Source organism: Kocuria sp. CCUG 69068 (assembly GCF_020833785.1).
GTDB classification, from domain to species: domain Bacteria; phylum Actinomycetota; class Actinomycetes; order Actinomycetales; family Micrococcaceae; genus Kocuria; species Kocuria rosea.
In genome coordinates this window covers 1-11,098 of sequence record NZ_PDDL01000111.1, presented here as the reverse complement: position 1 = coordinate 11,098, position 11,098 = coordinate 1, and the positions used below count along the sequence as shown (strand labels likewise).

Annotated in this window: 10 protein-coding genes and 1 pseudogene; 7 read left to right on the top strand and 4 right to left on the bottom strand. The window is 73.4% G+C overall.

Going from position 1 to position 11,098, the window contains the following annotated elements; translation table 11 throughout:
- Positions 1-618, top strand: a pseudogene (locus CRM73_RS16000) (mannose-6-phosphate isomerase, class I); the annotation flags it as partial.
- Positions 619-642: 24 nt separating this feature from the next.
- Here the strand turns inward: CRM73_RS16000 and mdlC are convergent.
- Positions 643-2,244 (bottom strand): benzoylformate decarboxylase, encoded by a 1,602-nt coding sequence (mdlC, locus tag CRM73_RS15995; protein ID WP_229588446.1) that lies wholly within the window; start codon positions 2,242-2,244, stop codon positions 643-645.
- 94 nt (positions 2,245-2,338) lie between these two features.
- Positions 2,339-3,289 (bottom strand): LysR family transcriptional regulator, encoded by a 951-nt coding sequence (locus CRM73_RS15990; protein ID WP_017833932.1) that lies wholly within the window; start codon positions 3,287-3,289, stop codon positions 2,339-2,341.
- A 132-nt stretch (positions 3,290-3,421) separates the two neighbouring features.
- Between CRM73_RS15990 and CRM73_RS15985 the strand changes: the two genes are divergently transcribed.
- The 5 genes from CRM73_RS15985 to CRM73_RS15965 all read left to right on the top strand — a co-directional run bounded on the left by CRM73_RS15985 (position 3,422) and on the right by CRM73_RS15965 (position 7,192).
- Positions 3,422-4,387 carry an ABC transporter substrate-binding protein gene (locus tag CRM73_RS15985; protein ID WP_031283239.1) on the top strand — a complete coding sequence of 322 codons (966 nt, stop codon included), beginning with the start codon at positions 3,422-3,424 and terminating at the stop codon, positions 4,385-4,387.
- 38 nt (positions 4,388-4,425) lie between these two features.
- The gene (locus CRM73_RS15980) at positions 4,426-5,220 is read left to right on the top strand and encodes an ABC transporter permease (RefSeq protein ID WP_051063790.1); all 795 of its coding nucleotides are present in this window, start codon (positions 4,426-4,428) and stop codon (positions 5,218-5,220) included.
- Entirely contained in the window at positions 5,217-5,990 is a 774-nt protein-coding gene (locus CRM73_RS15975) for an ABC transporter permease (protein ID WP_017833935.1), read from the top strand. The genes CRM73_RS15980 and CRM73_RS15975 overlap by 4 nt, the downstream gene beginning before the upstream one ends.
- A 16-nt stretch (positions 5,991-6,006) precedes the next feature.
- The gene (locus tag CRM73_RS15970; RefSeq protein ID WP_017833936.1) at positions 6,007-6,885 is read left to right on the top strand and encodes an ABC transporter ATP-binding protein; all 879 of its coding nucleotides are present in this window, start codon (positions 6,007-6,009) and stop codon (positions 6,883-6,885) included.
- Between the two features lie 94 nt (positions 6,886-6,979).
- A complete protein-coding gene (locus CRM73_RS15965; RefSeq protein WP_017833937.1) occupies positions 6,980-7,192 on the top strand; it encodes a hypothetical protein in 213 nt (70 codons plus the stop codon).
- Positions 7,193-7,252: 60 nt separating this feature from the next.
- Here the strand turns inward: CRM73_RS15965 and CRM73_RS15960 are convergent, their stop codons facing one another.
- Positions 7,253-8,467 (bottom strand): glycerophosphodiester phosphodiesterase family protein, encoded by a 1,215-nt coding sequence (locus CRM73_RS15960; protein ID WP_035927705.1) that lies wholly within the window; start codon positions 8,465-8,467, stop codon positions 7,253-7,255.
- A 130-nt stretch (positions 8,468-8,597) separates the two neighbouring features.
- On the opposite strand from CRM73_RS15960, the gene CRM73_RS15955 reads away from it, so the two are divergent.
- Positions 8,598-9,938 carry a hemolysin family protein gene (locus CRM73_RS15955; RefSeq protein ID WP_172604386.1) on the top strand — a complete coding sequence of 447 codons (1,341 nt, stop codon included), beginning with the start codon at positions 8,598-8,600 and terminating at the stop codon, positions 9,936-9,938.
- 54 nt (positions 9,939-9,992) lie between these two features.
- On the opposite strand, the gene CRM73_RS15950 is transcribed toward CRM73_RS15955, so the two are convergent.
- On the bottom strand, positions 9,993-11,098 hold a 1,106-nt coding region (locus CRM73_RS15950; RefSeq protein ID WP_229588444.1), incomplete at its 5' end, for a thiamine pyrophosphate-dependent enzyme.

Genomic DNA, 11,098 nt, shown 5'->3' with positions numbered 1-11,098 from the left:
CTGACGCTCGACGACGCCGCCGCCGCGGCCGCCGTGGCGGCGACCGTCGACGCGGCCCGCGCCGCGGGCCCGCAGGACCCGGTGGCCTCGCTGGTCCGCTACGTGCACGACCGGCACCCGGGCGACCGCGGGCTGCTGGTCGCGGTGTGCATGCACCACGTCCGCCTCGCCCCGGGGCAGTCCCTGCACACCCCGGCCGGGCAGCTCCACGCGTACCTGTCCGGGACGGCGATCGAGGTGATGAGCTCCTCGGACAACGTCCTGCGCGCCGGGCTGACGGGCAAGCACGTGGACGTGGCCGAGCTGCTCGCCGTGCTGGCCGACGAGCAGGCGGCCCCGGAGGTCGTCGAGCCCGCCGCCGACGAGCACGGCCGCCGCGTCTACCCCCTGTGGGACGAGCGGCTGTCGCTGACCGCCCACGAGCTCGTGCCGGGACGGGCCGTGCCCGTCGGGCTGCGGGGCACCACGGTCCTGCTGAGCACCGGGGACCGGGTGCTGGTGCGGGCCGCCGGCCGGGAGTGGGAGCTGGCCGGCGGGGAGTCGCTGCTGCACCGGGGCGGCCCCGGCACCGTCGAGCTGTCCGGCGACGCCAGGGTGTTCACGGTCTCCTGCCGCTGAGCCGCCCCCGGCGCGCGGCGCCGCTCAGGGGGTGGTCAGCTCCGTGCGGACCTCGATGAGCGTGGGGCCCTCGGCCGCGAGACCCTGCCGCACCAGGTCGGCGAGCTCCGCGGCCGTGCCCGCGGCCTGCGCGGGCACCCCGTAGCCCCGCGCGAGGCTCAGGAAGTCGATGCCCGGCACGTCCAGCCCCGGCACGTCCCCCGTGCCCAGCATGCCCGCGAACCAGCGCAGCGCGCCGTAGGTGCCGTTGTTGAGGATCACGAACACGACCGGGACCCGGTACTGCGCCGCGCTCCACAGGGCGGTGATCCCGTAGTTGGCCGACCCGTCGCCGACCACCCCGATGACGGGACGGTCCGGCCGGGCCAGCTTCACGCCGACCGCCGCGGGCAGCCCGAAGCCCAGGCCGCCGGAGGCCGGCCAGAAGTAGGAGCCGGGCTCCCGCAGGTCCATGTGCCTCCAGAAGTCCCCGTTGGTGGAGGTCGACTCCACCACGTAGGCGGTGTCCGCCGGCGCCGTCTCGCGCAGCACCTCGAACACGGCGCCCGGGTGGAAGACGCCGTCCACGGGCTCGCGGGCGGGCGGCGGCACCGTCCACCCGACCGGGGCGGCCGGGCGCGCCCCGCCGCGCCGCTCGTGCAGGGCGGCCACCAGGGCCGCGGCCGTCGCGGCGAGCCCGGCCACGAACGAGGTCCCGAACGGCGCCCGGGCGGCCTCGCCCGGGTCCTCGGTGACGTGCAGCAGCTGCGTGCCCTCGGCCAGGTACCGGGCGGGCTCGTACTGGTGGTAGCGGAAGACGGGGGCGCCGAGCACCAGGACCACGTCGTTCTCCTCGAGGGCGGCGTGCACGCCCCGCTCCGAGGCGGGGAGGACCCCGCGGAACTGCGGGTGCCGGTTGGGGAAGGGCAGCCGGTAGGGGGAGGGCGCCACCCACACGTCGGCGCCGAGCAGCTCGGCGAGCGCGCGGCTGACCCCGTTCGCCGCCACGGCGTCCACCTCGGAGCCCAGCACCAGCGCGGGCCGGCGGGCTCCGGCCAGCAGGCCGGCGATCTCCTGCACGTGCTCGGGGGCCGGGTGCAGGCCCTCGGCCACCCGCCGGGGCAGCAGGTAGTCGTCGTTGTCGGCGGACTCCCGGTCCCAGTCGTCGTAGGGGACCGAGACGTAGGTGGGGCCGCGGGACCCGGTGCACGCCTCCCACAGGGCTTGGTCCAGCATGCGGGGGACGTCCTGCGCGGACAGCGGCTCGCCCGCCCACTTCGTCAGCGGGGAGGTCAGGTCCGGGGCCGCCACGTTGGCGAGCATGGGCTCCGCGCCGATCGTGGCGCGCACCTGCTGGCCGGCCGTGACCACGAGCGGGGTGTGCGAGCTGGCGGCGTTGGTCAGCGCGCCCATGGCGTTGCCCGTGCCGGAGGCCGAGTGCAGGTTCACGAGCGCCGGCCGGCCCGTGGCCTGCGCGTAGCCGTCGGCCATGCCCACGACCACTCCCTCGTGCAGCCCCAGGACGTACCGGATGCCGGGGGGCAGGTCCCGCAGGAAGGGCAGCTCGTTGGAGCCCGGGTTGCCGAACACGGTGTCGAGGCCCCGGGCCTGCATCCAGCGGTGGGTCCTGGCACGGATGGTGGTCACGCTGCGCTCCAATCGGGACGCGGCACCGGCGTGCCGCCTCACCGCGAGAGTAGAAGGGGGCCGGGGGCACGGCCAGTCGATGTTTTCTATCCCCTCATAGACGGCGACGATGCCAGGGCCCGGGCCGCAGCGGCGCCGACGGGTCCGGCGAGACGGACTCCCGCAGCGTGTCCACGACCAGCCGCGCGAACCACTGCTGCGCCGGGCGCTGGTGGGCGGTCTCGCGGGTGTAGGCGGCCAGCTGCAGGACCGGCATCTCGACCGGGTGCGGGAAGACCCGGATCCCGGCCGCCTCCTGGAGCGTCTCGGCGAGGAACCGCGGCAGCACCGCGAGGCAGTCGGTGCGCTCCACCACGGAGACCAGGCCCGTGAAGTGGGACAGCCGCAGGGCCGTGCTGCCCGGGGCGCCCGCCCGCTCCGCCGCGACCTCGGCGAGGTCGTGGCCCATCGACGGGGCGAGCCGGATCCGCGGCTCCTCCGCGAACTGCTCGAGCGTGAGCCGCTCCCGGACCCGCGGGTGGCCGCGGGCCGCGATCACCACGTACTCGTCGGTGCCGACGACGGTGCGGACGATGCCGGGCCCGCCGATGTACGGGGCGCAGATCGCGGCGTCCACCCGGTTGCGCAGCAGGTCCTCCGGGACGCGCTCCACGTCCAGGGGCAGCACGGTCAGCTCCACACCGGGTGCCTGCTCCCGCAGCGCCACCATGACGGACGGCAGGAACGCCAGCTCCCCGAGGTCGGTCAGCGCCAGGGTGAAGCGCTCGCGGGCGGTCTCCGGGTCGAACAGCCCGCCCGAGGAGACGGCCGCGGTCACCTGGGCGATCCCCGCCTTGACCTGCGGGAAGATGCTCCTCGCGAACGGCGTGGGGCTCAGGCCCCGGCCCTCCCGGACGAACAGCTGGTCGTTGCACTGCCGGCGCAGGTTCTTCAGAGCGTGGCTCACCGTGGGCTGGGTGAGGTGCAGCTCGGCGGCGGCCCCCGTGACGCTGCCCTGCTCGTAGACCGTGCAGAACACGCGCATCAGGTTCAGGTCCAGCTCCACGGCACCCCTCCTCGGTCAGCGACTCATAGATGTCATACATCGGTCCATCGACAACATGCACTGGTTTGTGAATGCTACGTCACTAGAGTGATCCCCATCACAACGGGCACCGGACGACACAGGGGAGGCACGATGCGGCGACCGCTCATCGGCTTGGGAGCAGCAGGATCCGTACTGGCGCTGGCCGCGTGCGGCGGCGGCGGCGACAGCGGAGGCGGCACGGAGGCCGAGGGGGAGATGCAGGCCGTCACCGTCGGCGTCATCCCCATCGTCGACACCGCCGCCATCTGGCTGGGCGAGGAGCAGGGCTTCTTCGAGGAGGAGGGGATCGACCTCGACATCCAGACCACCAGCGGCGGCGCCGCCGCCGTGCCGGGCGTGGTCAGCGGGGACTTCGACTTCGCCTTCGGCAACACCCTGTCCGTCATGGTCGCCCAGGGCGAGGGGCTGGACCTCGAGTACGTCGCCAACGGCACCACGACCTCGGGCGACACCGAGCGGGACTTCGGCGCCGTGGTGGTGCCCGCCGACTCGGACATCCAGGGCCCCGAGGACCTGGCCGGCAAGACGGTGTCGGTGAACAACCTCAACAACATCGGCGACACGACGATCCGCCACGTCGTCGAGCAGGCCGGCGGGGACCCGCAGAGCATCGACTTCGTGGAGGTCGGCTTCCCGGACGCCCCGGCCGCGCTCGACCGCGGCCAGGTGGACGCGGCCTGGATCCTCGACCCGTTCCTCACCCAGGTCCTCGACGAGGGCGCCCGCGCGGTGTCCTACAACTTCGTGGAGTTCGACCCGGAGCTCGACATCGCCGGCTACTTCACGACCGCCCAGAAGCTCGAGGAGGACCCCGAGCTGGTGGAGAAGTTCCAGAACGCCATGAACCGCTCGCTCGAGTACGCGAACGAGAACCCGGACGCGGTCCGGGAGATCGTCGGGACCTACACGGAGATCAGCGACGAGCTGCGCGCCGAGATGGCCCTGCCGCGCTTCCGCACCGAGTTCGACCGCGAGGCGCTGCAGAAGCTGGGCGACGCCGCCGTGGAGTACGGGACCCTCGAGCAGGCCCCCGACCTCGACGCGCTGCTGCCGTAGCCGTCCGCGGACCCGGCACCCGAGGGAGGGAGCACGACATGGCACGAAAGCGCACGGGACGGGCCTGGGGGCCCGGGGTTCTCGGGGTGCTGGGGATCCTCGGGTTCCTGCTCACCTGGGAGCTGCTGCCCCTGACGGGGATCGTCGACCCCCGGTACCTGCCCCCGGCCAGCGCGGTCCTGCTGGAGCTCGGGGAGCAGCTCGGCTCGGCGGGCTTCTGGCTGGCGGTCTGGCAGACCGTCCGGGCCTGGTTCCTCGGGCTGCTGATCGCCGCGGTCGCCGCGATCGTCCTGGGGCTGGTCATCGGCAGCAGCACGTTCCTGCGCCGGGCCACCCACAGCACGATCGAGTTCCTCCGGCCCATCCCGTCGGTCGCGCTCATCCCGCTGGCCGTCCTGCTGTTCGGCGTGCAGCTCGAGTCCACCCTGCTGCTGGTCGTGTACGCGTCCTTCTGGCAGATCCTCATCCAGGTCCTCTACGGGGTCGGGGACGTGGACACCGTGGCGCAGGACACGGCCAAGAGCTACGGGCTCGGGACGCTGGCCCGCGTCCGGTACGTCACGTGGCCCACGTCCCTGCCCTACGTGATCACCGGGCTGCGGCTCGGGGCGGCCGTGGCGCTGATCCTGGCGGTCACCGCCCAGCTCGTGATCGGCACGCCGGGGCTGGGCCGGGAGATCTCCCTGGCCCAGTCCGGCGGCGCCGTCACGGCCATGTACGCGTTCATCGTCACGGCCGGGCTGCTGGGCGTGCTCATCAACCTGGGGATGCGGGCGCTCGAGCGCCGGGCGCTGGCCTGGCACTCGTCCGTCCGCGGAGAGGTGGCGGTGTGAGACTCGTCAAGACCCTGGGCTACGCGCTCGCGCTGCCCGTCCTGCTGGTCCTGCTGTGGTGGGCCTACACCCTGACGACGACCAACTTCTACGTCCCGGAGCCGGGCGAGTTCGCCACGACGTTCGTGGACGTCTGGTTCGGCGACCGGTTCTTCGACGACGTGCTGCCGAGCATCGGCCGGCTCCTGGTGGGGCTGGCGCTGTCCATCCTGGTCGGCGTCGTCGCCGGTCTCGTGATCGGGTCGGTGCGCTGGCTGCGGAACCTGCTGGAGCCCGTGCTCGAGTTCTTCCGGGCGATCCCGCCTCCGGTGCTGGTGCCCGTGCTGATGCTGCTCATCGGCGTCAACGACCAGATGAAGGTGGTGGTGATCGTGCTCGGGTCCGTGTGGCCCGTCCTGCTGAACACCATCGAGGGCGTGCGCTCGGTCGACTCCGTCATGAACGAGACGGCGCGCTCGTACGGGATCCACGGGTGGTCGCGGATCGTCCACCTGGTGATCCCCGCCGCCAGCCCCCAGATGATGGCCGGCATCCGGCAGGCCCTGTCGATCGGGCTGATCCTGATGGTGATCTCGGAGATGTTCGCCTCGTCCTCGGGGCTCGGCTTCACCATCGTGCAGTTCCAGCGATCGTTCGCCATCCCCGAGATGTGGAGCGGCATCGCCGTCCTGGGTCTCATCGGGGTGGTGCTGGCGTTCGTCTTCCAACGTGTTGAACGCAAGGTCCTCGCCTGGTACCGGGGCCTGAAAGAGGTGGAGAATGCAGGCTGAATCAGGAAGCTCGGCAGTGGACGGCGGCGCGACCGCACCCCGGACCGGCACGGACGCGACCGCCACCGGGGTCTCGGACGCCGGCGCGGGACGCACCGGCGGGAAGAACGTGCTGCTGTCCGTGCGCGGGCTGCAGAAGATCTACCAGAGCGACCACGGCGACGTGGAGGCGGTCCGCAACCTCACGTTCGACCTCGGCCGCGGCGAGCTGGCGTGCCTCGTGGGGCCCTCCGGCTCCGGCAAGACCACGCTGCTCAAGTGCATCTCGGGGCTCATGGCGCCGACCTCCGGCGAGGTGCTGCTGGGCGGCGAGAAGGTGACCGGTCCGCCCAAGGACATGGCCGTGGTCTTCCAGGAGTACGGGCGCAGCCTGTTCCCCTGGATGACGGTCCGCGAGAACGTGGAGCTGCCGCTGAAGAACGCCAGGCTGGCCCGGGACGAGCGGAACCGGCTCGTGGAGGAGGCGATCGCCGCCGTGGACCTGCGCGGCGCGGACAAGAAGTACCCGTGGCAGCTCTCCGGCGGCATGCAGCAGCGCGTCGCCATCGCCCGGGCGGTCGCCTACCAGCCGAAGATCCTGCTGATGGACGAGCCCTTCGCCGCGGTGGACGCCCAGACCCGCGCCGACCTCGAGGACCTCATCCGGGACGTGTGGCACCGGATGGGCGTGACCGTGCTGTTCGTGACCCACGACATCGACGAGTCCGTCTACCTCGGCGAGCGCGTCATCATCCTCTCGAGCTCGCCCACCGTGGTCCAGGAGGACCTCCCGATCGACCTGCCCGACGACCGCGACCAGCTCACCACCCGCGGCCTGCCGCGGTTCACCGAGCTGCGCGGGCACGTCTACGAGGAGATCCAGCGCGCCAAGCGGGAGGCGGGCACGAGGGTCTGAGCCGGCCCGCGGCCGCGTCCGGAGCCGGTGCGCCCACTACACTGGGCCCACCGGCTCCGGAGCGCCCGGGGCCGTTCTCCCCGGGAGGCCCGCCATGAGCACCACCCCGTCCGACGGTCTGCGCGGCACCACCGCGCCGTGCCCGCGCTGCGGCGCCACCGGGTTCGAGCTGGTCTACGTGCAGATCATGCCCGACGACTGGGACCTGGCGCGCGACGTCGAGCTGGCGTCCCCGTCGATGATGCTGCCCGACGGGCGCGCCCCCGAGTTCTCCTGCCAGAACGGGCAGTGCCGCCACCTCTGGTGAGCCCGGGCGGGCCCGCCGGTGGTCGCCGGCGGGGCCCGCTCGGCGCGGGGGCGTCCCGGATCAGTTGGCGAAGACGTCCAGCAGCCGGCCGTTGTCCGTCCACAGGGCGACGGACTCGCCGCCGTTGTTGAGCACGGCGGAGGTGCCGCCGTTGTAGTGGGCGTCCTCCGTGCCGGTGCCCGGTCCGGTGTGCACGCGCAGCCGCTCGCCCGGGGCCAGCTCGTAGCCCTCGCCCACGGTGAGGACGTTGTTCGCGGCGTCGCGCAGCACGTACCCGCTGACGTCCACGGCGGTCCGGCCCGTGTTGGTGAGCACCACGTGCTCGCCGGTCCCGGGCTGGAGGTCGTCGCCGGGGACGTCGTTGACGGAGTCCTCGATCCGGATCCCGTTGTTCGCGGGGAAGGGGTCGCGCCCGTCCAGGTGGCGGGCCGTCTGGAGGGGGAAGTCGCCGGTGATCATGTCGACGCCGAGGTCCACCACGTGCTGGACCGCTTCCGGGGAGTTGACGGTGTAGACGCCCAGGGCCAGGCCGGCGGCGTCGACGCGCGCGACGTCGCCGGCGTCGAGGGTGCGGTAGTTCGTGCCCACGGAGTCCACGACACCGGCCCACCGCTCGATCGTGGCGGCGTCCGGGACGCTGCCGGTGAGCTGCTGCAGGGGCACGTCGGGGGCCAGCCCGGCGAAGGTCCGGTTGGACGCCTCGTCGAAGCCGATGACGGTGACCTTGTCCGCCGCGAGCAGCTTCGCCCAGTCCCGGTCCTCGGCCAGGGCGTCGGCCACGACCTGCTCGATGCCGGGGGAGTTCTGCGGGGACTTGATCTCGATGTAGACGCCGGTGTTGACGGTGGCGATCCGCGCGGCGTCGTCGAGGTGGGGGATCCGCTCCCCGGCGAACTGCGCGTCGAAGGAGGAGCCGGCGTCGAGCTGCTGCAGCTCGTCCCACGTGAAGGACGTGATCGGGTCGTCCTCGCGGCCGGGGAAGACCTCCTCGACGTCCGTGGTGCGCGCGGGGGTGCTGTCGTGGAACAGGAACGGCACGCCGTCGGCGCTGAGCTGGACGTCGATCTCCAGGTAGTCGACGCCGGCGGCGCGGGCGTCCTTGAACGCGGGGACCGTGTTCTCGGGGGCGGTGCCGGCGGCGCCGCGGTGCCCGACGACGATCGGGTCCTCGGTGCCGGAGGGGGCGGCGGCGGCCGGCAGCGCCGAGCCGAGCACGGCCACGGCGGACAGGGCCGCGGCGGCGCCGCGCAGGGTGCGGGGGGAACGGGTGGTCATGACGGTGCTCCTCGTGCCTGGGGGGACAGTGCCCCTCCACCGAAGCGGAGCGCGGAGACGAACCGGTCAACGCGACGTGACGAGCAGGTGATCTCCTGGCGTCCCGGAGGCGGCCGGTACTGTGGTCGCCATGGACAACAGCACGATCGTGAACATCCTCCTGGTCCTGCTGTTCGTGGCCGTCGGGGGCGTCTTCGCGGGCACCGAGATGGCGATCGTGAGCCTGCGGGAGAGCCAGGTCAAGCGGATCGAGCGCTCGGGCCGCAAGGGCGCCCGGACCGCCGCCCTCGTCCGGGACCCCAACCTCTTCCTCTCGGCGGTGCAGATCGGCGTGACGGTGGCGGGGTTCTTCTCCTCGGCCTACGGCGCCTCGACGCTCGCCCCGGACGTGGCCCCCGTCTTCGAGCGGGCCGGTCTGTCCACCGCGGCCGCGGAGACCTCCGCGCTGATCGGCATGACCCTGGTGATCGCGTACCTCTCCCTCGTCCTCGGGGAGCTCGTGCCCAAGCGCCTGGCCATGCAGCGCTCCGTGGGCTTCACGAAGATCCTGGCCCCTCCGCTGAGCGTCTTCGCCACGCTCATGCGCCCCGTCATCTGGCTGCTGTCCGTGTCCACGAACCTCGTGGTCCGGCTGGTGGGCGGGGACCCGCACGCCGTCACCGAGGAGGTCTCGGCGGAGGAGATCCGGGAGATGGTCGTGGACACCCGGGGCATCGGGGCCGTCTCGCGCTCGATCCTCACGGACGTCTTCGAGGCGGGCGAGCGCCGCCTCGCCGAGGTCATGCGCCCGCGCCCCGACGTCCACTTCCTGGACGGCACCCTGCCCGTCACGGAGGCCTACCGCACGGCCCTGGCCCTGCCGCACTCCCGCTACCCCGTGCTCGGCACGAGCGTGGACGACGTCCTGGGCTTCGTGCACATCCGCGACCTCGTGGTCGCGGACCAGGACGGCGACGGGGTCATCGAGGCCCCTCCGCGGACCCTGCGGGACGTGGTGCGGCCCATCCCCTTCCTGCCGGAGACCAACCACGTGCTGCGCACCCTGCAGGCCATGCGCAAGGACGGGCACCACATCGCGCTGGTGGTCGACGAGTACGGCGGGACGGCGGGCATCGTGACCCTCGAGGACCTCGTGGAGGAGCTCGTGGGCGAGATCTACGACGAGTTCGACGCCGGGGTCCGGGAGCACGAGGACACGGTGCTGCGCGAGGGCGGGGCCGTGCTCGTGGACGGCGGGCTGATCATCCAGGAGGTCCCGGTGGAGGCGGGGCTCGTCATCCCCGAGGGCCACTACGAGACGGTCGGCGGGTTCGTGATGGACCGGCTGGGGCGGGTGGCGCGCCCGGCGGACGTCGTCGACGTGGACGGCTACCGGCTCGAGGTCCTGGCCGTGGACCGCAGCCGGGTGGAGCGGGTGCGGATCACCCGGCTGCGGCGGGACGCGGCGGAGGGCGGCCGGTCCGGGGCCTGATCCGTCCCGGCGGGGCCCGTCCCGCCGGCGGTGACCTCGTGGCGCGGAGCCGGGTCAGTGGCCCCGGAAGGCCTCGGCCAGCCACCACGCCCCGCCGTCGGAGGCGATCTTGGCGTCGATCACCAGGGGCCGGTCCCGGGGCCCGTCGAGCCAGGTGCGCACGGCGGCCAGGTCCTCGGCGGAGCGCACGACCACGCCGTCGGCGCCGAAGCCCCGGCCGATCGCGGCGATGTCGACGTCCGGGAAGACCACCGTGTCCAGGGGCGCGTCCCCGTCACCGGCGAAGTGGTGCACCTCCGCGCCGTACGCGGCGTCGTCGTAGACCACGCACACCAGCGGCAGGCCCAGCCGGACGGCGGTCTCGAGCTCGGCGATCCCCATGAGGAAACCGCCGTCCCCCGTGCCGAGCACCGGCAGCCGGTGCGGCTGCGCCAGCGCGGCGCCGATGGCCGTGGCCAGGCCCAGGCCCACGGACTGGAAGGCCTGGGTGAAGCAGAACCCGCGCTCGTCCGGCACGGAGAGGTACTGGCTGGGGTAGCCCATGAAGTTGCCGCTGTCGACGGCCACGACCCGCTCGGCCGGCAGCATCGCGTCCAGCTCGCGGGACAGCACCCGCGGGTCGATCCGCTCCGCCGTGGACAGGTCCTCGAACGCGACGTCCCGCCACCGGGCCTCCCGGGCGATCCGCGCGGCCAGCTCGGGCGTGCGCCAGGACGACGACGCCGGGGCGGCGGCTCCCGGCCCGGCCGCGCCCTCTCCTGCGGTGCCGCCCGTCCGCAGGACGTCGTGCTCCAGCGCGGCGAGGACGTCCCGGGCGGTGAGCGCGCAGTCGCCCACGACCCCGAGGTCCAGCGGCCGGTCCACCGGCCGGTGCGCGCCCAGGGCGGACTCCTCGAGGTCCACCTGCACCACCGCGGCCTCGGGGCCCGGGAGGCGCCCGTGCCGGGTGGTCCACATGGTCAGGGCGCAGCCCCACGCCACCACGAGGTCGGCCGCCCCGATCAGCTCCGCGGTCGCCGGGGAGGAGAAGCCCCCGGAGATGCCGAGGTCGAAGTCCTCGCCGGCGAACAGGCCCTTGGCCACCGCCGACGTCGCCAGCAGCGCCCCCGAGCGCTCGGCGAGGGCGGTCAGCTCGGCGCGGGCCCCCCGGGCGCCGCGTC

Bases quoted from the DNA above. Each gene is read 5' to 3' on its own strand.
- CRM73_RS15985 (WP_031283239.1), top strand. From the start codon at position 3,422: ATGCGGCGACCGCTCATCGGCTTGGGAGCAGCAGGATCCGTACTGGCG.
- CRM73_RS15980 (WP_051063790.1), top strand. From the start codon at position 4,426: ATGGCACGAAAGCGCACGGGACGGGCCTGGGGGCCCGGGGTTCTCGGG.
- CRM73_RS15965 (WP_017833937.1), top strand. From the start codon at position 6,980: ATGAGCACCACCCCGTCCGACGGTCTGCGCGGCACCACCGCGCCGTGC.
- CRM73_RS15960 (WP_035927705.1), bottom strand. From the start codon at position 8,467: ATGACCACCCGTTCCCCCCGCACCCTGCGCGGCGCCGCCGCGGCCCTG.
- CRM73_RS15955 (WP_172604386.1), top strand. From the start codon at position 8,598: ATGGACAACAGCACGATCGTGAACATCCTCCTGGTCCTGCTGTTCGTG.